Below are 23,214 nucleotides of genomic sequence, written 5' to 3'. Positions count from 1 at the left end.
TTTTTGACTGACGTAAATCTTTTTGACAATGCAGATTTTGAGCTTGATGCTTTAGGTTTGCGTTGTCCAGAACCTGTGATGATGGTGCGTTTGAAAATTCGTGAAATGCAAATTGGCCAAACCTTATGTGTAACGGCAGATGATCATTCTACTACCCGTGACATTCCTAGTTTTTGTCGATTTATGGAGCATGAATTGTTAGCAACGGATATTGAAAAAAGCCCTTATCGGTATGTCGTTAAAAAGGGGCGTTAACCCCTTTTCATTTTTAAGCTTACTCGTCGTTATGAGATTGCATATTATCTAACAATGATTGCAGCAGATATCTGCGGTCTGTTTCACCTATTCGCGCCTCTATGTACCTAAACATGCTTTTTGTTTCTTGATTTTCGCCTAGTAACCGCCAAATGTTATCTACATATCCCATGGTAACGTGTGGCGTTGAAGGTAACTCTTGTTGGGAAAATCTAATGGCTAATAGTTGGGAAAGCTTATCTATTAACTCACTAAACCCGTGGTCGATTATTTCTATTTCTTCTCGAAGAGCTTGTTCAGCTTGGGTAATGATGTGAGCTGTCAGGGCTCTTTTAGCTTTACGTTTACTCCTCGATGATGCCGCTATAATTGGATCTTGATAACCGTCGTCACTGGCTAACAAGATGCCTCGTAAGGCGGCTAATCTTGAAACAATAGGCAACCGCAAGGGCTCTAAGGTTTTTTCAGTTTCAACTAACCAAGCCAACGATTTTTGTGGATAGCTTGGATCTAACAGAGCGTATTTGTCGGTTAGGTTTGTGAGTAGCATTAACTGTTGGATTATTTTTTCTTTAGCAATTGAACGCATAAGTTACTCGGGCTGTAAGCGGTTTTTAATTTTTCCATCTTGACTACTTGTTGCCCACTCTAAGCCTTCTTCTCGCAAGGTGATTTGTAAACGCACACTATTCGCAGCATTTGCAGATTCCTTCACCGAACTAGTGGTGGCATTAGTAACTAATGACTGTGGGCTTGAGCTTGATTTCAGCGCAACTTGGGATAATTTGTGTCGTATGGATTTATTTACAATTTGCGTTTTTTCGAATGGTATTTCTTTGTTCGCTATGTTCTTTTTAAGGGATTTAGCATAGGCGTCATCGATACTTCTGAGTAACGCTTCGCGGGTGATTCTGCTGCCACCGGTTCGCTGTATGTCTGCTAACTTTTCTAGAGCTAATTTAGACTCTTTATCGAAAGTAGATTGAAAACTCTTGGTTTTACTTAAAATATCTTCATCATCTAAACTTTGTTTAAATTGCTCCATTAGCGCTTTGTGAATATTGCTCGTTGAATCAAGTTCTGCGTCTTTGGCTGGCACATGTTGTTCGAATGTGACAGGCATATCTATGGTTAACTCAGGCACTCTTACTCTGGGTAAACTCATGCCTTCTAGTAGTGGGTTATCTTTGTAATATTCTGCAACTGCTGCTGTTTCTTCGTCAGCTAGTCGCCTAGCGTGGACCAAGCTAATCATTACCGCACCTAATATTTCACTTAATTCTGACATATTTAACTCCTGTATTATTATTCAAAATAGAAAGGAAAAGAAAATAAAGGGGCATAATGCCCCTTTTATTAAGCTGTTGATTCCACTTCGGTTATCGCGTTTTCTAGAATACCCAAAAGCTTCTCAGTTCCTGCGGGTAACTCGTCTTGCACTGCCCTTACATTAACCGATAGGCTGTAGGTTCGTTCGATTTTAGAAGAGCTCGACTTAGCACTTTTGCTGGAATAACTCGCGCTGACTTTGACCGATACAGGCCCCCATCCACCTTTAGCAGATAAACTGGCGTTTAAACTCCTAGATGATGACGTTGTAGACTCTTGTACCGAGTTTATTTTGGCGTTAAAACTAATAGTGGTTTCCTCTACCCGTATGAAAGGTATAGGTAACATAGTGAGTATTGGTACCGTTAAATCAAATTTCTTTGGTTCGACTGAGGTTACATTTCCATCGGCATCTTTTACTTCTACCGCTTTCATATAACTAAAGGTTACCATTGTCGGCTCGTTTGAATCTTCTTCAAATCCTACTGCTTTAATAAAATCAACAGAGGTTTGAGCTGACTGAGCTTGCGCTCGAACAACCGCATCTAGTGGACCGCCAATCATAGATTTAAAATCAATACTTGAAAGTTCTTCTCCTATTGCCATAACAATTTCCTTGATTTTCACCTAAATGAAATTTTAGGCTACACGTTGTAAAACCCCATCTTTGGATAGACTCCAAAATGGATTGCTATAAATGCAACTACTTCAATACATTTCCCTGTACTGAATTATTCAGATTTTCCACTCAACATCTTTCATAAATGAAATACCGCATCTCATACAGTACGCTTACTATTTATAGCATCGAGTGTATTTTTTTCCAGTTTATGTCAATTCATATTGGTAAGGCATTAATACAGCGGGGGCAAGTGAATGTAATCAGGCATGTGAATGATGCTGTCATACCCACTTCAATCAGTATAAATGTACACTCAGCGAGAATTTAACAGCACATCATCAAGACGCTGAAATGAAGGACTGCTCTTAAGAGTGTTTAGCGACGGCAAAAGTATTGATAGTTTGATTGTGAAAAGTGAAAAGTGAAAAGTGTTTGATTCTATTTATTGCTGGCGTACAGGTTCAAGAATTGCGGGCATATACAAAAATGATTGAATTAAAGTATAAGCCCGCTAATGCTCATTGCTTGAAAGATTCTTTTATTTCTCTTAGTTTGGCTTTAATGCGGCGCATATTTTCTGGGCCTGTACGTAATAGCTGTTTTTGCGGTCCTGAAAGGCTTTCTAATCTTTCGTCTGCAAATTTAAACATCACGCTGTCGGTAAACACTTCTACGGGAACAGGAACTTCGGGCGTATCCAGTAAAATGTCTATAGCCTCGACTAGTTTTTCTTCGAAATCATCATTTGGGCTGCTAATTTCTGCAAAAATCTCTTTAATGGCAGGTTTGTATTCTTCGTACAATTCTATTAACGAATCTGTCTCTATTGAGTCTAAAACATCTACATAAGGTGTATAGCGTTTATAACTGGCGGGATCTATCCAATCCTTATTTGCTTGTCTGTATACGCGAAATGACTGCTCTGGATTGGTTAGAACATTATGACTCGGTGAGATGTTTTCGTCAGCCAGGGTGTTGGTCATGACAACGAAACGCTGTAGTAAGGATTCATCAATAATCAAACGAGCAAAAGCGTCGTAATCAGTTAAAGTTAATAATTTGGTTTTAACTGCCCCATCACTTGTGTCTAAAGGCTCGGGCTCGGGAATAGGTTCTATCACGACGGGGGCTTCAACTGGCTCTGGGATCGGCTCAGGCTCAACGGGTTCTAATACTTCCGGCTCAACAACTGGCTCGGCTGTAATGGGTTCAACTGTGGGCGCAATAACATCAGGTACGGGCTCGACTTCTGGTTCATTTGGCCAAAAAAACACGGCTAATATAATTGCAATAACAATTGCACCGATTGCGAAATGTGGGACTAATGACTTGTTAGATTCTTCGCTCATGAAATTACCTGTATTTGGATTACGAACTTACACATAGACCCTACTCAAAATCTCATCTAAATGATATGAGTAGATTGTAAATTAGTGTAATCCTTTTCGAGAGGAACACATATTAAATATCTTAAAATCTTAAGGTAAAACTTGCAAATGAAATGGCAAAACCTCAACCTGTGCTTTCACTATTAAAAATAAGGTAATTGCAACAAATGTTGGATTTGACTCGTTACAAAGCTATCGTTTTTGATATGGATGGCACCTTAATCGATTCTATGGGTGCACATGTAAAAGCGTGGCAGCAAACTTGTGAGTATTTTGGTTATGAGTTCGATCCTGAGTATATGCATAGTTTAGGTGGGGTGCCTACTGCGCAAATAGCCGTTTTACTCAACAATAAGTTTGCGCTAACACACGACCCTGAAGTAGTCGCTGCTAAAAAGCGTGAGTGTTGGACAGCCTTAGCCGATGACCCTAGTGTTATTCAACAAACTTGCGAGGTGTTAGATTTCTATCAGGGTAAATTGAAAATGGGGATAGGAACCGGATCAGAGCGCAAGCACGCACTTGAGTTATTAGCTAAAACGGGCTTGGATCAGAAAATTTCGACGTTAGTCACTGCCTCTGATGTCACTAACGGTAAACCTCACCCAGAAACCTTTTTGCGGGTGGCGGAGTTGCTCGGTGCAACGCCCAGTGAATGTGTTGTTTTTGAAGATACAGAAATAGGTCGACAAGCTGCTGAAGCCGCGAATATGGATTGTATTCTGGTTAAAAACGGTATTATTCAGGCTAACACCAATCCGTAATGGTAAGTAGCCATTCGGTGAGAATTTAAAAGCACATTACCAACACGTTTAAATGGCGTTTTGAATTAATAACTCGTTAGTACAAAAGCTACTGCTCTTTAGAGTTTTTTATTTAAAGGCCTACAAAAAAACGCCTTAAATTAATGATAATTTAAGGCGTTTTTACTGTTTGACGCAGGAAATTAACCCCGCTCATATGACTTTAATGATCAAACTCTACTTTTAGCAGTTCTACAGAATCGGCAAAAGTTAACGTTTGCAGTTTGCCCTTCCCTTCAATATTGATGGTGTTGACTTGCGATGGCCATAAGTCGCGCAGGGCATCATGCCTAATAGTTAAGTTTTCTAGCTTAGTCGGTTGTACAGTCTCCTGAGTATATCCAAAAGAAATTACCTTCTAATTCATAACCTATCATTTTTAGGGGTAAGCCCTGTTGCTCACTATTAAACAATCTAAATCTTTGATTTACGTAGTCACTAAAATCTTTTTGGGTTTTTTCTGAGTCCAGTATGTCTGCATCTTTACCAAAAATTTCTTTTACTGCATGTTCAGCATCATGCACTCTAAATCTATGCATAATCTCGATATTTTTGGTTCTAGGGTTAAATAAAACCTTACTGATTGATGACTTTTGCTGATGTGCTTGAGACATTGGCGCTACAAAAAGTAGCGCCGTGATCACACCCAGAAGTAATCTGTTAAGCATGGCTGTTTATTCATCTGCTTTTTTATCTTTACCTGAGTCTTTGTTCAACTCAGTTTTGATATCTTGCATGATGTCTCTAGATACTTTTTTGGTGCTCTTTTTCTTTTTGTAAGCTTCGATACGAGACTCAATAATTTTCCGTGGATAATGGTTGTTACTGGTGTCTACGTCAGCGGTTTCCCAACGAGGGTCAACGGTTACACTAACCAGCTCTTTGTTTTTGTCGGTGATGATCATTTTGCTTACCGCTTTGGGTGTGCGACGCCAAATTTCAGCTGGAATATACTGGTTTTCTGTCGAACCATCGGCAAAGGTTAGCTCTAAAATAATCGGCATAACCAAACCACCTTTATTAGAAAAGTCTAATACGTAGTAGTTTTTGTCTTCTTTAACCGCACGTTCAAACGCGGCTTTTTCCCAAGGCTTTAGCTGGTTTATGAATTTATGGTACTTATTGCGCTCTTTGTTGGTAACTGTAAAACGATCGTTTTCGTCATAGAAATCTTTGATATCTGGAAAACGTTCAATCCACAATTTTTTACCTTCAGCTTTGTTACGCTCGTCAGTTAGAGATAACGGTTTATCTAATTCTTCTTGGCGTTGGCGAGCAAAGTCAATATCAGGATCTTTAGTGTCTAAACGTAGTTTAGATATTTTATCTAACGAGATATCTACATGATCAGTGCTATAGAACCAACCACGCCAGAACCAGTCAAGGTCGACGCCAGAAGCTTCTTCCATCGTACGGAAAAAATCTGAAGGGGTTGGGCGCTTATATTTCCAACGAGTCGCATACTCTTTAAAGGCAAAGTCAAAACGCTCACGTCCTAAAATAGTCTCTCTTAGGATATTCAGTGCTGCGGCGGGTTTGGTGTAGCCGTTTGGACCTAAATGTAGCACGCTGTCAGACTGTGTCATGATAGGCACTTGACTCGAAGATTTCATATAGTCTGTTATGTCTCGTGGTTCAACACCCCATGGAATGGTTGGATCCCATTCACGGCCAGCGACACCGTCTAAAAAGCTATTTAACCCTTCATCCATCCAAGTCCACTGGCGCTCATCAGAGTTAACTATCATAGGAAAATATATATGGCCAATTTCGTGAATAACCACGCCGATTAAAAAGCGTTTTTCAGCTTGCGTATAGGTGCGGCTGCCGTCGTCTTGAAGTTCGGTACGAGGACCATTAAAGGTAATCATTGGATATTCCATTCCGCCAACAGGGCCGTTGACTGATTGGGCTACTGGATAAGGATAATCAAATGAGAAGCGACTATACACTTCAAGCGTTTGAATAACTGCTTCTGTGGAATATTTCTTCCATAAATCGCCACCCTCTTTCGGATAGAATGACATAGCCATAACTAATGGTTGGTCGCTACCTTCTTGATGATGGCCTCGCGCGTCCCACATAAATTTACGTGATGAAGCCCAAGCAAAGTCACGTACATTTTTAGCTTTGAATTGCCATGTTTTAGTTTTGTCCGAGCCTTCCTTTTCGTTCTCTAGCGCTTCTTCAGCCGTCACAATAAAAACAATTCGCTCGGCGTTTTCTGCTTCTTCAAGACGTTTACGTTGAGTCGAGGTTAATACGTCTCTTGGGTTCTGCAATGCACCAGTAGAACTGACAATATGGTCAGCAGGAACAGTAAGTTCTACATCATAATTACCAAACTCAAGGGTGAACTCACCACGACCGATAAACTCTTTGTTGGTCCAAGCTTCGTAGTCGGTATAGGCGTGTAAGCGCGGAAACCATTGCGCAAGCAAGAAAATATCGTTTCCGCCTTCTCGTTCGTCATCAGGAAAATGTTCGTAACCTGAACGGGCAGAAACCGCATCTTCTTCGACAATGTTGAATGCGTAATCAATTTTAAACACAACTTTTTTGCCAGGCTTAAGGTGCTTGGCTAAATCAATGCGCATGTTTGTGCCATTAATCATATGATGCAGCGCGTTGCCACTGCTGTCGGTCACGGCTTTAATGTCGTAACCTAACACATTGTCATCGACAAATTGCTGACGACGCAATGCATCAAGGCTTAACTGGGCTGGGGTGCTGGATGTAGCTGCTGAAGTTGCCGGTCCTCGATTGCCTATGCCTCCAAAAGTGGTTGTCGTAGCTGATAGCGAATCATCACGGAACTTATTTTGATCAAGTTGTACCCATAAGTACTTTAAAGTATCGGGTGAATTGTTGTGATAGGTAATGGTTTGTTTGGCAGTAATTCGACGTTTTTCTTCGTCTAGTGTTGCCTTAATTTTATAGTCAACTTGCTGTTGCCAATATTTGTGCCCTGGTTCACCTGCCGCGTTGCGGTATACGTTTGGAGTAGGTAAAGACTCATCTAGCTGACGAAATTTATCTTCAAAATCGCCTTTGGTTTGGTTAATAGCGGCGCCTGCAGTTGCAACGAATGCAAGCCACAAAACTCCTATGGAGATGGTTTTATTAAACATGAAATTCCCTGATTTTTTGTTAGTGGTGGAGCGCAGGTAGTGTCTTTGTATTTATTAGAATGTTCTGCCTCGTAATTCTACCTTTTTTGCTTGAAAGAGTTTTATCAAACTAAAGTTAATTTTTGAAGATTTTTTGCAAAAAATGTTGTCAATGACTCTATTTTGAAATAAATATCCCGCAGCAACAATGATCAAACCATAGCTTATAACTACATCGGCTTGTTATTCATACAACTTTCCGTAGGCTATAGGAACAGAATTTAAAGGTGAATTATGAGTAGTTTTAGCTGGAAACGGGCAGTGGTTAAAGTAGGCAGTAGTTTAATTGCGCCTAGCAATAATCAGTGCAGTACCAGATATTTAGAGGCAATTGCTCAATTTATTTCTGACAGTCGCAAGCAAGGAAAAGAAGTAATTTTGGTCTCTTCAGGCAGTGTAGCGGCCGGAAAGGGTAAAATTGCCTATAAACATAAACCTTCCATCGCAGAAAAACAGGCTATGGCAGCAATTGGTCAAACTCAAATGATGGCTAACTGGGCCAGTCTGTTTGATTTTGATTGTGCGCAAATTCTACTAACCGCTGACGATTTACATAATCGTACTCGCTATGTGAATATTAAAAATACGTTGCGAGAGCTACTCAAGAACAATGCTTTACCCATAGTTAATGAAAATGACACCGTTGCGGTAAATGAGTTGAAGGTGGGTGACAATGATAATCTGGCTGCGTACACGGCCCTAGTGGCTGAAGCCGATACGTTGATTATCTGTTCAGATATAGATGGTTTGTATGATGCCGATCCACGTAAAAATCAAAACGCCAAATTAATTAGTGAAGTTTCGCAGATTGATCAAAGTATCTATGATCTAGCTGGTGGAGCAGGCAGCGATGTTGGAACGGGCGGCATGCAAACTAAAATCCAAGCTGCAGACAAGTGCGTTAGTTCAGGTATTCAAACCTTAATCGTAAATGGCCGAGACGCCAACGCGTTTAAATTACTGGCCGCAGGTATGGTGCCTTAGTACTTTGTTTAAAACCAGCAAAAGCCAAACCAGTGCCAGAGATACATGGTTAAGGCACACCTTGAAAGTGAAGGGTAACGTGCATATTGATATAGGAGCGAAAGATGCACTATTAGAGAAGGGCGCTTCTCTATTGCCGTCTGGTATCATAAATGTTGAAGGGCAGTTTGCCTCTGGCGATGCTGTTCATATTTGTTTTGAAAATAAAGCCATAGCTAAGGGGCTTGTCTTATATAGCGCTACAGATCTGAGTGCAATACAGGGACTAAAAAGCAATAAAATCGAAGCCACATTAGGCTATTCTTTGGGCGAAGCAGCAATACATAGAGATGATCTAGTATTGTTGTAACGTGCAAAAATCAGTGTCATCTAGACATTGAAAAATTAACCAATTATCGAGGTATACACATGAGTTTCTCTATTGCCGAAGCGGCGCAGCAAGCTAAAAAAGCTGCACGCCAAGTTGCTAATTTAAATGCTGAACAGAAAAATCAGTTATTAACAGATATCGCTGAGTCTTTGTCTGCCAACACGCCAAGCATTTTAGCTGCAAATGAGAAAGACTTGGCAGCCGGACAAGAAAATGGTTTAGATGCAGCGATGTTAGATCGCCTAGCACTGGATCCTAGTCGTATTCAAGGCATTGCCAATGCAGTGATCGAAATAGCTGGGCAGACCGATCCTGTTGGCAATATCTCTAGTATTCAACGTATGCCAAGTGGCATTCAAGTGGGCAAAATGCGCATTCCGTTAGGTGTTATCGCGATGATTTATGAATCGCGACCTAATGTAACGATCGATGCTGCTGCCCTGTGTTTAAAAGCTGGTAATGCGGTAGTTTTGCGTGGTGGTAAAGAAGCAATTCACTCAAACTTGGCGTTGGCAGAATGTATAAAGTTTGCCTTAGCTAAACATCAAATCGATCCTGCTGCTGTGGTTGTGATCCCAGATACTGACCGAGCAGTGATGAACGAACTCATGACCTTAAATGAGTCAATTGATCTTATTATTCCTCGTGGTGGTGAAGGGTTGATTCGATTTGTCTCTGAAAACAGCCGTATTCCTGTGATTCAGCACTTTAAAGGTGTTTGTCATTTATACATAGATAGTGATGCCGACCAAGATAAAGGGTTGAACATTCTTAAAAATGGTAAAACACAACGTACCGGTGTGTGTAATTCACTGGAAACCTTAGTGGTACATAAGGATGTGGCGGCGTCATTTTTGCCTAAAGCCGCTGCAATGTTAGCCGAGCACAATACGGTAATTCATGCCTGTGAAAACAGCATAGGGTATTTTGCTGATGCTACTGCAGCGACAGTAGATGATTGGCATGCAGAGTATTTAGCCATGGAAATTGCAGTAAGAGTGATTGACGACTTTGAACAAGCTATTGAACATATTGAAGAGTATAGCTCTGGGCATACAGAAGTCATTGTTTCGCAAGATTACTCCAAGACCCAAGAATTCATTCGCCGCATTAATTCAGCTGTGGTCATGGCTAATGCTTCATCTCGTTTCTCTGATGGCGGCCAATTGGGCTTAGGGGCTGAAATTGGTATATCCACCAGCAAGTTACACGCTTACGGACCAATGGGCGCTGAATCACTAACCACAGAGAAGTTTATTGTATTGGGTGATGGCGAAGTTCGCTCATAGGTTTATCTGCCTAGCATGACAGCTAAGCATTACCTGTTTGATTGGGGAGACACCTTAATGGTCGATTTACCCAATCAAACGGGGCCGATGTGTAACTGGCCTAAGGTTCAAGTGGTGGACGGTGCTTTGCAGTGCTTAAAACACTTGAGTCAACATGCAAAATGCCACCTAGCAACCAACGCCGAAGATTCTACAGAAATTCAAATTCGCCAAGCACTACAAAGAGCTGGGTTAAGTGATTATATCCACCATATTTTTTGTCGTGAAAATTTGGCCGTAGGTAAAACCGATCCGGCATATTATGGCAAAATAGTGCGTAAGCTGGCAGTGCCTGCAACTCACATTACTATGATAGGTGATTCGCTCGAGCGAGACATAATACCGGCCTTACAACAGGGGCTTAATGCTACCTTTTATAACCCTGCAAAGGTTGCGGTTGGGAAAGGGATTTTGTCGATTAGTAGATTGCAGCAGCTAGTGTAGTGCTGTTCTGGGTTCTATCTCAACTGGTTGTCATTCGCTAATGGCGTTCGTTATTCAATATTGGTAAATCACTTGATTTGCGAACTCATTAATCAAAAGTTTTTGTATTACGCTTTTCAAGATTGTCTCCAAGCCAATATTTTCCAAGTTTAACTAGCTTTTTACAGCTAACACAAAAACACCCATGCTGCAGTTGGTGTGACAATACATGCTTCATCTTGGGGCATGATTTGCCATTGAACGCTTGTATTGTTGGGCTAGGATTTGACTCGGTCTTTACAGTTTTGGGCGCTAAGCTTGTAGACTTATGGCTTAGGCATTGTCTGCTAGAACGCTGTAAAATAATAAAAACTCTGGCACGTAACTTGGATTCTGCTAGTTGTACCTTAATTCTAACCGAATCCAAATCATCAGCTATTGATGAAAATAAAAGGCGAGCAGTGTGAAAAAATTAAACTTTAGTTATGGGCTTGACTGGTTAATGGCATTGTTTGCTGTATTAAGTGCTTTAGCCGTTTTACAAACCTTTATTATTGGCAAGCATTTTATTATTCCAACTATGATTTTGGTTGTGGCTATTCTATTTGGTAATTTAGCTTGGTATGGGTTCAAACAAAAAAAGTGGGCCAAACAGATCAATTTTTGGCTTGGAGTGATAATGACTAGCCACTGCTTTTTCGCTTTATTTTGGGCCAAAAAGTATCGAGAAGTACTGGGTAGTCTATTTGAGCCTGTGGCCGTGGTTGTTACATTAATCTTGCTAGGGTTAACTTGGCTGTACGCACGTAAAAACCAATCGCCACGTTAATGTGCTACATATTAGTGGGCTGCCCCGTTAGCACTCGCCGACTGTTCTAGCATGGCATGATAAAACTGAATCGAGCGTAAATAGTCTTCCACGCTTATTTGTTCATTAATGCCGTGGAACTGTTTGAGTGTTTCAGCGTTAAGGAAACCATCATAAATCGATAGATGTTGTCTGATAGTCCATGAAAGTGTCTGGCATCGGTAGCGCCTATCAGTAGAAACGGTGTAACCAAAATCGAGTCGTCGATTCGTCTAATGGTTGCTTCTATCAAGTTAAAGCCATAACTATCTACGGGCGATAGCGCAGAGGCTTCGCTAGCAAGTTCTGCAGTGATTTCTACTCTTGGATCATCAATCACTTTTTCTAAGTGCGCGCTAATGCTGTCAACAGTGTCCCCCGGTAAAATTCTAAAATTTACCACCGCACTTGCCACTGTAGGTAGCACATTTGATTTACTACTGCCTTGTAACATAGTGACGGCCGTTGTGGTGCGGGCGCTAGCGGCAGAACTAGGCTTGGCCAATAAAGTGTTAATGACAAGTGGTTCAAGTAACCATAAATTAGCTAAGGGTAAACGCATTGACAAGTCGGTAGCATAACCAATACGTTCAAACATTAGTTCAAGAAAATCTAAAGTGGCTGGAAAAGGGTTGTCTTCAACTTTAACTATAGCGTTAGCTAAAATACCCGCTGTGCTGTGAGTTGTGGGTTGTGATGAGTGGCCACCCTCGCCTCTTACGGTTAGCCTAAAATTAACAAAACCCTTTTCGGCAACGCCTACCAATGCAACAGGTTGAGTTATACCGGGTACTATACCGGTAGAAATAATACCACCTTCATCTAGTACAAACTCAAATTCAGTGTGTTGTGCTCTAAAATAGTTGGCGATGGTTGATGCACCTACACCACCCACTTCTTCGTCATGGCCAAAAGCAAAATAGATACTGCGCTGTGGCTGTTTACCGCTGGCTAGATATAGCTCCATGGCTTCCATTAATGCCACCACACTTACTTTGTCGTCTATGCTGCCACGACCCCAAATTGTGCCATCAATAATTGCTCCGCCAAAAGGGTCCTGTAACCATAAGTCTCGTGAAGCAGGATCAACCGGGACGACATCAATATGACCCATAAATAGTACCGGCTTAAGTTGTGAGTTTGAACCCTGCAAATGGTAAAGTAAACTGTAATCTGCAAACTTCTGCAGCTTTGTATGTTGTTGAATTAACGGAAATGAGTCAGCTAAGAATTGATGGAAGCTTGAAAATGCCAAGTGATCAAACTGTGTCGTGTCGTCATAAGATACGGTGGGTATTTGTATTGCACGACTGAAGCGCTGCAGCACTTCTTGCTGGTTAAGATTTATGTTTGGGATAGGTGCAGTGACTGAGTATTGTTTATCCTCGAATACTGTAAAGGCTCGGAAAAAAAGTAATGAAACCAGCAAAATGGCGAAGCCAGAAACAAAAATCAATAACTTTTTCATTGGTTAACCACTTAACATAAAGGATATACTCTAGCTATCATGTTAACTCAAAAAAGAGCCCGATACCTTTGTCTAACCCAATTCTTTTTCTGGTGGTTGTGCTTATTTGGGGCTCAACTTGGTTAGCAATTACTTTCCAGTTTGGTGAAGTAGATCCTGTTTTGTCTGTCGCCTATCGCTTCTGTGCCGCGGCTTTTATTTTGTTGAGTTACTGCAAAATTAAGAAGTTACCTTTACGTTTGCCTGTGCACATTCATATTAAAATGGCTTTGGTTGGGTTGTGTTTGTACACCCTCGATTACTCTCTGTTATACCAAAGTCAGCAATACATCATTAGTGCTATTGTGGCCTTGATGAGTTCAGGCATGGTGTATATTAATGTGCTATTGCGGCGGGTATTGTTAAACAAGCCAATTCGTCGAGAAGTCATTGTGGGGGCTACTTTTGGTATGATAGGTATTGCTTTGATTTTTTCACCTGAGTTTTCAAAAGTCACTGCTAATGACTATTTATTGTTGGGTATAAGTTTTGCCTTGGGATCTTTTTTCTTCGCATCTTTAGGCAATGTGGTGTCTGAACGAATTCTTGATCATGGTACGCCTGTTATTCAAATGAACTTTTGGGCTATGAGTTATGGTGTGGTGTTTTTAACCATTGCCGCTTTGGTAAAAGGCGCTGAATTTGTTGTACCTACTAATCCACACTATTACCTTTCTATATTGTATTTAACGGTATTTGGTTCGGTATTTGCGTTTGGTGCATATATGCAATTAGTGAAGCAAATGGGTTCAGATAAAGCGGCTTATGTGGTGTTGGTTTACCCCATTGTAGCTTTGGCATTATCTACCTTATTCGAAGGGTATGAATGGCATTTAGAGGCATTCATAGGGGTGCTGATTGTATTGTTAGGCAATGGTATTGCAATGGGAACAATTCCAATAAAGCGAAAGCTACAAAGTGATAATCCGTAATAGGTATGTTTATAGTATCTAGAATTGATAAGGCTCTCTTTGAATGCGCTGAGTGGCTACTTATCACTCCAGATTGGCACTAGTTCGAGCAATAACCTGTATGATGACTAGACTGATGCTAGGCTTGTGGCTGAAAACAGAGAGGGAATATGAAAAAAATATCTCAATTGCTTGAAAACAATAAACTCTGGTCTGAGTCCACGACAGCGGCCGATCCTGAGTTTTTTGATCGTTTATCTGAAAGACAAAAGCCAGAGTATTTATGGATTGGCTGTTCAGATAGTCGGGTGCCGGCCAATCAACTTTTGGGCCTGTTACCTGTGGGACATTTTTGTGCACAGAAATGTGGCGAATTTAGTGATTCATACTGACTTTAATTGTTTGTCTGTATTGCAATATGCGGTGGATGTATTGAAAGTTAAGCATGTGATCGTATGCGGCCACTACGGCTGTGGCGGAGTTGATGCCGCTTTAGGCGAGCAACAATTTGGGTTAATCGATAACTGGTTGGGGCATATCAAAGATATCGCTTACAAACACCGCGAAGAACTCGCAAAATTAAATAGCTTAGATAGGTCTGCCCGACTTTGTGAGCTAAATGTTATGGAGCAAGCAGATAATGTGCGTCGAAGTAATATTGTAAAAGATGCGATGGCGCGCGGGCAATCGATCAATATTCATAGCTGGATCTATAGTCTACGTAATGGCCGAGTAAAAGTGCTGGCAAACTCAGATAAAGCAGAGTAGAAAAAGTGATTTTTACCTAAAGCGTCGATGGGTAATCTTTTCTAACAGTAATTTTAGTTACTAACGTAAAAAAACAAAAGCACATTGGTTAGGTAGTGTTAGAATTCTGCGCTTTCAACTTATCGGTTTTTATCATGTCACAGAATCATCAAACATCAGTACAACCCGCTAAGGCAGATATTGGCCTGGTAGAATTTGTGGCGTTGATGGCGTTGATGACTTCGTTGGTAGCATTAAGTATTGATGCTATGTTGCCTGCCTTGCACCAAATTGGCACTGATTTAGCGATTGCCGATGCCCAGCAAACTCATTTAATTGTATCTTTATTCTTTCTCGGTATGGCATTTGGTCAATTGTATTATGGGCCTCTGTCTGATGATAAAGGCAGGCGCTACGCTATTTTACATGGTCTGATCATATTTGCTGTTGGTACAGTGGTATGCATGTTTTCGGAATCATTGGTGGTGATGCTAATTGGTCGTGTGATTCAAGCTTTTGGTGTATCCGGCCCCAGAATAGCGACTTTGGCAGTCATCCGCGATAAATATGAAGGTGAAGCAATGGCACGGGTCATGTCTTTTATCATGATGGTGTTCATTTTAGTGCCCATGATTGCCCCTAGTTTTGGGCAAGCAATATTAAGTGGGCTATCTTGGCGACACATATTTTCTTCGTTCCTAATTATCGGCACTATTATTGGTGTGTGGTTTTTTATACGTCAGCCTGAAACACTACCAAAATCAATGCGAGAGCCATTTAGTTGGGGCAAGTTATGGCAGTCGAGTAAATTCATTCTGACCCATAAGTTGGTGATGTTTTATACTATTTCATCGGGTATTATTTTTGGTGCTTTTTTAGCTTATATCAGCGCTTCACAAACCCTATTTCAGCAAATTTATGATACAGGGGAGCAATTTCCTCTGTATTTCGCATTATTGTCATTTTCAATAGGCTTAGCGTCGTTTACAAATGGCACTTTAGTGATGCGCCTAGGTATGCGTAAACTATGTACTTGGGCTATGTTAGGCTGGATGTTGTTTTCCACAATACTAGTAGTCTTGTGTCTTAACTATGAGGGGGTTCCACCTTTATGGCAGTTTGTAAGCGTGCTGTTTTGCGCATTCTTTAGTATTGGAATTGTGTTTGGCAATGTAAACTCAATGGCCATGCAGCCATTAGGTAAAATGGCTGGTTTAGGTGCCGCAATTATAGGCTCATTAAGCAGTGTTTTTTCTGTTGCCACTGCCATTTTTGTTGGCAGCTTTATTCACTTAACTATTACACCTGTTGCACTAGGCTTTGTCGCCTTTGGCGGGATTTCTTTTATTTTGTACTGGTATGCCGATAAGTAGTAGGTTGTGACCTATCAGTTAAATAACTCTAAGTTTGGGTTGCTGGTTTTCTACAATATCTATATTTTTAGTTGTTTTTAAACCATTCTTAATTCTATCGTAACTGATATTTTTCATACCCATAGATTGGCAGAATTTATAGATGGCCATAAAATCATCTTTTTGCAGCTCTTCATTATTTGAAGATAAATGGGAGTCAATATACATTTGGTCACCATTTGCAGTCATACTAGCCACAGCTGAATAGGGCTCGCCATGGTTCTTAACTTTAATAGCTTTTACCATTTTCACTTCGAATAGCCAGCCATCTATTTGTGTAGTTTTAGTTATAGATTTGTTCATTATTGACCTTTAAAACAATTAATGTATTTGGCATTAAATGACCGACTGCTATTCACGTGTCACTATAATACCTGATTTTATATAGGTATATAAAGCATGGCAAGATTAATTGTGTATCATAATGGAGACACTCCGCGAAAAAATTAAGGTTTTAGCTAATTTTAACTCTGAGTAGTCAGCAAATAATCTTACAATTAGGCTGTAAGCCTTGTTTTATAAAGACTGTCGTTCTGTCTCTTTTTGTATACAGTAGTAATTATCACTATTGATAGCACAATAAAAAGCCCAACTTGCAGGTCGGGCTTTTTGGTAACTGCAAATTTAGAATTTACAAATTAAACAGTTTCTACAATAGCCTTCATATCAGTCATGTAACCACGTAAAGTTGCACCAATTGTTTCAACGCCACTTTCACGAATTGCTTTATTGATATCTACTAATTTTTTATTATCAACACTATTAGTCGCCGTTGTATAAGCCTTTCCAATAAGGTCTGTTCCAATATTAGGCATAAGTTTTTCACGCAAAATTGGTACAGCAGCATTAGCAAATAAATAGTTACCGTATTCAGCCGTATCAGAAATAACCACATTCATTTCGTATAAACGCTTCCTGGCGATAGTGTTAGAAATTAACGGAGTTTCATGAAGTGATTCATAATACGCAGACTCTGGTAAAATTCCAGCTTCGACCATAACGTCAAAAGCAAGTTCTACGCCAGCTTTGATCATTGCTACTAAAAATACTCCGTGGTCAAAGTATTCTTGCTCGTCGATAGTGCCACTATACTCTGGTGCATTTTCAAAACCAGTCTCACCGGTTTCTTCACGCCACTTAAGTAAGTTCGCATCGCCATTAGCCCAATCTTCCATCATAGTGCGTGAGAACTCACCGCTGATGATGTCGTCTTGGTGCTTACCAAACAAATCGCCTAACAATACTTTTAATTCGTCAGCCAATTCGAACGCTTTAATCTTAGCTGGGTTAGACAAGCGATCCATCATGTTAGTTACGCCACCGATCTTAAGTGCTTCGGTAATTGTTTCTAAACCGTCTTGGATTAGCTTTCCTGCGTAACCTGGGTCGATACCTTCAGCGACCATTTTTTCATAACCTAAGATAGCAGCAACTTGTTGCATACCACATAAGATGGTTTGTTCACCCATTAAGTCTGACTTAACTTCAGCAACGAATGAAGACTCAAGAACACCAGCACGATCGCCACCTGTAGCAGAAGCTAGGGCTTTAGCGATATCCCAACCTTGACCTTTAGGATCATTCTCTGGATGCACAGCGATTAGCGTTGGAACACCGAATCCACGTTTATATTCTTCACGTACTTCTGTTCCTGGGCATTTAGGCGCACACATAACAACAGTTAAATCTTCACGGATTTGCTGACCTTCTTCAACAATATTGAAACCGTGAGAGTAACCTAAAGTAGCGCCTTGTTGCATTAACGGCATAACCGCTTCAACTACGCTTGAGTGTTGCTTGTCTGGCGTTAAGTTATAAACGATATCAGCAGTAGGGATAAGATCTTGATAAGTACCTACGGTAAAACCATTGTCGCTAGCACGTTGGAAAGATTCACGTTTTTCATCGATAGCAGCTTGGCGTAACGCGTAAGAAATGTCTAAACCAGAATCGCGCATGTTCAAACCTTGGTTTAAACCTTGAGCACCACAGCCCACAATAACAATTTTTTTGCCTTTAACGAAATCACATCCAGTAGCGAACTCTGAACGTTGCATAAAACGGCAGCGACCAATTTGGTCTAATTGCTGGCGTAGAGATAGTGTATTGAAATAATTAGCCATGTTAAATCCTTATGTTATATCACGTTGAGTAAGTGCAAATTTACAATTGTTAGATAATAGTTAAAATTCATTGTTGTTTAAAATGATATATTTGCAATATAATGTTGCGTTTATTGCAATGCTGAGTTTGAACTACACTCTCAAACTTAATAAACAGGTAGAATGCATGGATATTCGTAGCTTAGAGCTGTTTCAACATCTAGCGAACAGTTTACATTTTAGTAAAACAGCCGACGCTCTGTTTGTTAGCCCTTCCACATTGAGTCGCACAATACAGAGGCTCGAGGAAGAATGTGCAACTCCTCTATTTGTGCGCGATAATCGTAAGGTCAAGCTCACCGCAGCTGGTGCTAAGTTATTGGGTTTTAGTCAACAAACTCTTTCCGAATGGAAAAAAGTTAAACTAGAGTTGAAACAAGACCACCAGCAACTGCAAGGTGAACTGAGCTTGTTTTGTTCTGTTACAGCCAGTCAAAGTCATTTACCTAGTTTGCTAGACAATTTTAGGCACAAATACCCGCAGGTAGAAATTAAGCTGAATACCGGCGACCCAGCATGGTCTGCGAGTAAAGTGATGCAGCAAGAAGTGGACGCCTCAATTGCGATCCATACTCCTGATTTTCCTAAGGAACTAAAATTCCTACCGCTAGATGAAATTCCCTTAGTGCTGATAGCATCAAAAGAGCTGCAACTGTCAAAATTAAACCAAGTAGAATGGCGTAATCACTCGTTTATTTTACCAGAGTCTGGTCCGTCAAAACGTATTGTGCACCACTGGTTTGCCGAACAAGGCATTCGTCCCAGAGTTTACGCCACAGTGGCCGGCAACGAAGCGATTGTCAGTATGGTCGCATTAGGGTGTGGACTGGGTATAGTGCCAAGCATAGTGCTAGATCACTCTACTGTAGGGCAAAGGGTCAGTCGTATCGCGTTAGATAACATTGAACCTTATCAACTAGGTTTATGCTGTTTGCAAGCAAGGGCAAATGAGCCAGCGATCCAGGCTTTGTTTAGTTGTTAGCCGCAAGGGCTTAGAAGCATTCGCGTTGCTCACCGCAATCCATTGCGAAAATACTTATCTACTTATTATTTATTATCACACCTACTTATCAAAATACTTATCAAGACATATTTGTCTAGGTAAAATTGGGTCCCCACTTTCGTCATTCCGGTAGTGTTTTGAGCCGGAATCGGTTTGATTTGCCGTTGTCGCAACTGTCAATTATGCAGCAATGTGGATCCCTGCTAGCACCATGCGGCTATGACAGAGACAAAGTTTGGTCATTTGTTGTTGGAGATCATTCAATGTGAGGATGCAAGCTCTTCCTATTTGCTACTTCACTCTGTCCCATCTGCCTAATGCTACTTTTCTTATTCATGTTTAATCTGAGCCAGATAAGCTTGTAGGCTTTTATCTTTTTCATTGGGGTAGCGGTTGTCTAACACGACAAATTCGGATAATCGGTCGAGCCGGAAGTTACGGAATGATTGACGTAATTCACACCAGCCAGCTAATAACCAAACTGGGCTAAATGAAATCAGGGCTAATGGCCAAATGGTGCGCTGGGTGGTTTGGTTTTGTAAGTCTAGATAATTGAACCGAACTTTTTTCCTTTTACGAATACATTCTCTGACTTGTGTGAAACTCACTTCCCAGGGAATTTTATAACTGCTAGGTGCCGAAAACGTACTGATTTGATGCAATTCGTGGATCAAAGGGGCGGGTAAGGTTGCTTGAATTTTTTTATAGGCGTTTTGGGCTTTTACTGCAAACAGTTCATCAGTCCAGTTACTGACCATGCCAATTCCTAGAGCAATGGCTTCTAATTCATCGGCATCAAACATAATGGGTGGTAAGTGATAACTCTTATCTATTACGTAGCCCACTCCCGCTTCGCCGTTAATCGGAACACCCGAGTCGATTAAATTCTGGATATCTCGATAAATGGTTCGGGGCGAAACTTCAAACACTTCAGCTAGCGTATCAGCGGTGACTGCTTGATGCATTCTTCGTAAATGATGAACAATGTCGTTTAGTCGTTCGGCTTTTTGCATGCTGCAACCTTAAAATCGTGATGATAAATAGCAATCTTTAGTCTATTGAAACACTACTGACAATAACTGTCAGTAGTTAACCGCTAATATTCAATCGTTCAAAACAACAACTCACTGGAGAATATTATGATTGGTTATGTAACTTTAGGTACTGCAGACTTAGTAAAATCAGCAGCTTTTTATGATGCTTTGCTTGGCACTATTGGCGCGAAGCGATTTATGGAAGAGCCCAATTATTTTATTGCTTGGGCTAAATCACCCAATGAACCTTCTATTGCTGTTGCAATTCCATTTAATAAAGAGCCTGCGACTGTTGGCAATGGCACTATGGTGGCAGTTGTATTAGACAACCCAGAGCAAGTTGATGCCTTCTACGCAAAAGCATTAGAACTAGGAGGCACCTGTGAAGGCAAGCCTGGATTTAGGCCTGAAGGAGCGTCTGCTGGGTTTTACGCTGCTTATTTTAGAGATTTGGATGGCAATAAGCTGAATGCTTTTTGCATAGTAGAAGGTTAAAACTAGCCTAGGATTTGAGTCAGTTTTAGATTGATATTGAGAAAATGCAAAGGCGCACAATAGCCATGCTATTGTTTAGCCTTTGCTTATCATTGGTTAATAGTCGGTCGTTTGTGACTATTCGTTCAATTATTGGTTAACTGTGCCAGCATACGGTCAAATGCTCGGTAATGTAACGCTTCAGCTAAATGTGTTTTTTGTATTTGTGGTTCATGGGCTAAGTCGGCTATGGTGCGAGCTACTTTTAATACTCGGTGGTATGTACGTAATGATAGGCCAAGCTTTTCTACTGCGAGTTGTAAAAACTGTTGATCTTGTGTTGTCAGTTCACAGTGTTCTTGTACTTCTTTACTGCCTAATTGAGAATTGGTTTTGCCACAACGGCTTAGTTGCAATTGATGAGCCTTGATCACTCTGTCGCGCACTACTTGGCTGGTTTCACCGCGGCTTTTCACTTGTTCTGAAAATTCATTATTGGCTAATTTAGGCACGTCGACTTGTAAATCGATGCGATCTAAAAATGGCCCAGAAATACGGTTTAAGTATCGTAATATTTGTTCAGATGAACACCTGCCATCGTTCAAGCTGCCTGTTGGACTTGGATTCATGGCCGCAACCAGTTGAAATTTTGCAGGAAACTGCGCTTGCCTTGCGGCTCTTGAGATACTGACCGTGCCTGACTCTAATGGCTCACGTAAAACGTCTAATACTTTTCGGTCAAATTCTGGTAGTTCGTCTAGAAAAAGCACGCCATTATGGGCCAGCGATATCTCCTCAGGCCGTGGAATACTACCACCGCCAACTAAGGCTACTGCTGAGCTAGTGTGATGAGGATGACGAAAAGCTCGGTGTTTCAGGTGGCAGGATCCACTGCTTTACCTACAATAGAATGCACCGCTGCGGTCGCTAGTGCTTCTTCGTCTGTCATGGGGGCAAAATGGTAATGAGGCGACTGGCAAGCATTGTTTTACCTGTACCAAGGTGGACCGGTGAAAAGTAAATTATGCCCGCCGGCCGCGGCTATTTCTAAGGCGCGTTTGCCAGCAACTTGGCCCACTACATCTTGTAGATCATTTTCGTATTCGGCTAACTTGGGTAGTGTTTTGACAGTGTATAAGCCTAGCCTTTGCTGACCAATAATGTGATTAAACACTTCTAAAAGTTCTGTAGCGGGGACAATTTTCGCTTGTTTAATTAGTGACGCTTCGGCTGCGTTTTGGAAGGGTAGAATGGCGGTACGATTAGCTTGGGTGCAAGCGTAAGTGAATGGTAAGGCACCTTTAACTGGGCGAATTTCGCCAGACAAAGCTAACTCCCCAGCGAATTCGATGCTATTTAATTGGCTTTCGGTTAACTCAAGGCTAGCGGCAATAATACCTATGGCGATAGCTAAGTCGAAACGTCCCCCTTCTTTGGGTAAGTCAGCAGGGGCTAAGTTGACGGTAATACGTTTGGCCGGAAATTCAAAGCCGGAATTGATCAGGGCGCTACGCACTCTATCCTTGGCTTCTCGAACTGAGGCTTCTGGCAAGCCCACTAAGTTAAAGCAAGGCAAACCATTGGCTAAGTGAACTTCTACAGTAATGAGCGGTGCGTCTATGCCGACACTGGCTCGAGAATAAACAATGGCTAAAGACAAGGTACAACTCCATTTGTTTTTGGCTGACTAACCTTAAACCTAGCTAAAAGTAGCAATATTGCGAGTTATTCGTCTTTTACGGCATCGTGCGGGTTGAATATAGGCAAGCTCCAGTGCCACTTCATAGCGCACAATCGTATCATTAAGGTAATGCTAAAGCCGGCCAACATGCAGAGCATTGTATTGATCGCAAAGTGCTGGCATAAAATATAAACTATTCCGCCGGCGATACAGGCCGTTGCATATAATTCTCCTTTTAACACCAGCGGGATTTCGCGACAAATTACGTCTCGTATTAGCCCCCCAAACACGCCGGTCATTGTGCCCAATGCTATCGCCACCAAAGGAGACGCGCCATAGACCAGAGCTTTTTGACAGCCCATTACATTAAAAAAAGCCAGTCCTATGGCATCTGCAAAGAATAAGTACTTGAGAGGAAAGGTGTTTTGCGTGCGCAACCAAATGATAGTGATGCATGCGGCAAAAATAATGACATAGAAAAAGCTCGGGTCTTGCACCCAAAAAACCGGTAAATCTAAAATCATGTCGCGCAATGTCCCTCCACCAACAGCAGTGACCGCTGCTAGCACCACAACGCCGAAGCCGTCCATGTGCTTTTTATAAGCCATTAACGTGCCGGCAATAGCGAAAACTGCTACGCCAGCTAAATCAATCCAATGTAACCAAGTGACCATTTCTTATTTTACCTGTATCTAGTCAGAAACAAATGCCGCACAAGTATTGATCAAGTTACTGCCCCTAGGCTAGTGATTAGGCTTTCCAAT

General features: G+C 41.2%; 19 protein-coding genes and 4 pseudogenes. 11 read left to right on the top strand and 12 right to left on the bottom strand.

Annotated elements, in window-relative coordinates; translation table 11 throughout:
- Positions 1-3 precede the first annotated feature (3 nt).
- Positions 4-255, top strand: a complete 252-nt coding sequence (gene tusA / locus RS130_RS04690) for a sulfurtransferase TusA (protein ID WP_316025002.1) — start codon at positions 4-6, stop codon at positions 253-255.
- 19 nt (positions 256-274) lie between these two features.
- On the opposite strand, the gene RS130_RS04685 is transcribed toward tusA, so the two are convergent.
- From RS130_RS04685 to RS130_RS04670, 4 genes are all read right to left on the bottom strand, one after another.
- The gene (locus RS130_RS04685) at positions 275-844 is read right to left on the bottom strand and encodes a hypothetical protein (protein WP_316025001.1); all 570 of its coding nucleotides are present in this window, start codon (positions 842-844) and stop codon (positions 275-277) included.
- Between the two features lie 3 nt (positions 845-847).
- Entirely contained in the window at positions 848-1,543 is a 696-nt protein-coding gene (locus RS130_RS04680; RefSeq protein WP_316025000.1) for a hypothetical protein, read from the bottom strand.
- A 68-nt stretch (positions 1,544-1,611) separates the two neighbouring features.
- A complete protein-coding gene (locus RS130_RS04675) occupies positions 1,612-2,190 on the bottom strand; it encodes a DUF2589 domain-containing protein (RefSeq protein ID WP_316024999.1) in 579 nt (192 codons plus the stop codon).
- Between the two features lie 534 nt (positions 2,191-2,724).
- Entirely contained in the window at positions 2,725-3,555 is an 831-nt protein-coding gene (locus tag RS130_RS04670) for a DUF3014 domain-containing protein (protein ID WP_316024998.1), read from the bottom strand.
- A gap of 206 nt (positions 3,556-3,761) precedes the next feature.
- On the opposite strand from RS130_RS04670, the gene RS130_RS04665 reads away from it, so the two are divergent.
- On the top strand, positions 3,762-4,358 hold the full coding sequence (locus tag RS130_RS04665; RefSeq protein ID WP_316024997.1) for a beta-phosphoglucomutase family hydrolase: 597 nt from the start codon (positions 3,762-3,764) through the stop codon (positions 4,356-4,358).
- Between the two features lie 202 nt (positions 4,359-4,560).
- Here the strand turns inward: RS130_RS04665 and RS130_RS04660 are convergent.
- Positions 4,561-5,065, bottom strand: a pseudogene (locus tag RS130_RS04660) (DUF6702 family protein).
- Between the two features lie 6 nt (positions 5,066-5,071).
- Entirely contained in the window at positions 5,072-7,528 is a 2,457-nt protein-coding gene (locus tag RS130_RS04655; RefSeq protein ID WP_316024996.1) for a M1 family aminopeptidase, read from the bottom strand.
- A 273-nt stretch (positions 7,529-7,801) separates the two neighbouring features.
- Here RS130_RS04655 and proB point away from each other — a divergent pair.
- From proB to RS130_RS04635, 4 genes and pseudogenes are all read left to right on the top strand, one after another.
- Positions 7,802-8,900, top strand: a pseudogene (gene proB / locus RS130_RS04650) (glutamate 5-kinase).
- A 59-nt stretch (positions 8,901-8,959) separates the two neighbouring features.
- Positions 8,960-10,210, top strand: a complete 1,251-nt coding sequence (locus tag RS130_RS04645; RefSeq protein WP_316024995.1) for a glutamate-5-semialdehyde dehydrogenase — start codon at positions 8,960-8,962, stop codon at positions 10,208-10,210.
- 15 nt (positions 10,211-10,225) lie between these two features.
- Positions 10,226-10,693 (top strand): HAD family hydrolase, encoded by a 468-nt coding sequence (locus tag RS130_RS04640; protein ID WP_316024994.1) that lies wholly within the window; start codon positions 10,226-10,228, stop codon positions 10,691-10,693.
- A gap of 442 nt (positions 10,694-11,135) precedes the next feature.
- Positions 11,136-11,501, top strand: coding sequence for a hypothetical protein (locus RS130_RS04635; protein ID WP_316024993.1), 366 nt, complete (start codon positions 11,136-11,138; stop codon positions 11,499-11,501).
- A 94-nt stretch (positions 11,502-11,595) separates the two neighbouring features.
- Here the strand turns inward: RS130_RS04635 and RS130_RS04630 are convergent, their stop codons facing one another.
- Positions 11,596-12,987, bottom strand: coding sequence for a M20 family peptidase (locus tag RS130_RS04630; protein WP_316024992.1), 1,392 nt, complete (start codon positions 12,985-12,987; stop codon positions 11,596-11,598).
- Between the two features lie 68 nt (positions 12,988-13,055).
- Between RS130_RS04630 and RS130_RS04625 the strand changes: the two genes are divergently transcribed.
- From RS130_RS04625 to RS130_RS04615, 3 genes and pseudogenes are all read left to right on the top strand, one after another.
- Positions 13,056-13,958 (top strand): DMT family transporter, encoded by a 903-nt coding sequence (locus tag RS130_RS04625; RefSeq protein ID WP_316024991.1) that lies wholly within the window; start codon positions 13,056-13,058, stop codon positions 13,956-13,958.
- Positions 13,959-14,107: 149 nt separating this feature from the next.
- A pseudogene (can, locus tag RS130_RS04620) lies at positions 14,108-14,705 on the top strand (carbonate dehydratase).
- 134 nt (positions 14,706-14,839) lie between these two features.
- A complete protein-coding gene (locus RS130_RS04615; RefSeq protein WP_316024990.1) occupies positions 14,840-16,057 on the top strand; it encodes a multidrug effflux MFS transporter in 1,218 nt (405 codons plus the stop codon).
- An 18-nt stretch (positions 16,058-16,075) separates the two neighbouring features.
- Here the strand turns inward: RS130_RS04615 and RS130_RS04610 are convergent, their stop codons facing one another.
- Together RS130_RS04610 and ilvC are read right to left on the bottom strand one after the other, a co-directional pair.
- Entirely contained in the window at positions 16,076-16,399 is a 324-nt protein-coding gene (locus RS130_RS04610; protein WP_316024989.1) for a hypothetical protein, read from the bottom strand.
- A gap of 335 nt (positions 16,400-16,734) precedes the next feature.
- Complete coding sequence (gene ilvC / locus RS130_RS04605; protein ID WP_316024988.1) at positions 16,735-18,219, bottom strand: ketol-acid reductoisomerase; 1,485 nt, start codon at positions 18,217-18,219, stop codon at positions 16,735-16,737.
- A gap of 166 nt (positions 18,220-18,385) precedes the next feature.
- Between ilvC and ilvY the strand changes: the two genes are divergently transcribed.
- A complete protein-coding gene (gene ilvY / locus RS130_RS04600) occupies positions 18,386-19,240 on the top strand; it encodes an HTH-type transcriptional activator IlvY (RefSeq protein WP_316024987.1) in 855 nt (284 codons plus the stop codon).
- A 350-nt stretch (positions 19,241-19,590) separates the two neighbouring features.
- On the opposite strand, the gene RS130_RS04595 is transcribed toward ilvY, so the two are convergent.
- Positions 19,591-20,274: a helix-turn-helix transcriptional regulator gene (locus RS130_RS04595; RefSeq protein ID WP_316024986.1), complete on the bottom strand. Its 684-nt coding sequence runs from the start codon at positions 20,272-20,274 to the stop codon at positions 19,591-19,593.
- A gap of 126 nt (positions 20,275-20,400) precedes the next feature.
- Between RS130_RS04595 and RS130_RS04590 the strand changes: the two genes are divergently transcribed.
- Entirely contained in the window at positions 20,401-20,790 is a 390-nt protein-coding gene (locus RS130_RS04590) for a VOC family protein (RefSeq protein WP_316024985.1), read from the top strand.
- Between the two features lie 125 nt (positions 20,791-20,915).
- Here the strand turns inward: RS130_RS04590 and RS130_RS04585 are convergent.
- Together RS130_RS04585 and RS130_RS04580 are read right to left on the bottom strand one after the other, a co-directional pair.
- Positions 20,916-22,429, bottom strand: a pseudogene (locus tag RS130_RS04585) (YifB family Mg chelatase-like AAA ATPase).
- Positions 22,430-22,494: 65 nt separating this feature from the next.
- Positions 22,495-23,124: a trimeric intracellular cation channel family protein gene (locus tag RS130_RS04580; RefSeq protein WP_316024984.1), complete on the bottom strand. Its 630-nt coding sequence runs from the start codon at positions 23,122-23,124 to the stop codon at positions 22,495-22,497.
- Between the last annotated feature and the right edge of the window lie 90 nt (positions 23,125-23,214).

The organism is Paraglaciecola aquimarina (assembly GCF_032464635.1).
In the GTDB taxonomy this organism is placed as follows: domain Bacteria; phylum Pseudomonadota; class Gammaproteobacteria; order Enterobacterales; family Alteromonadaceae; genus Paraglaciecola; species Paraglaciecola aquimarina.
This window is presented reverse-complemented; position numbering and strand designations above follow the sequence as displayed.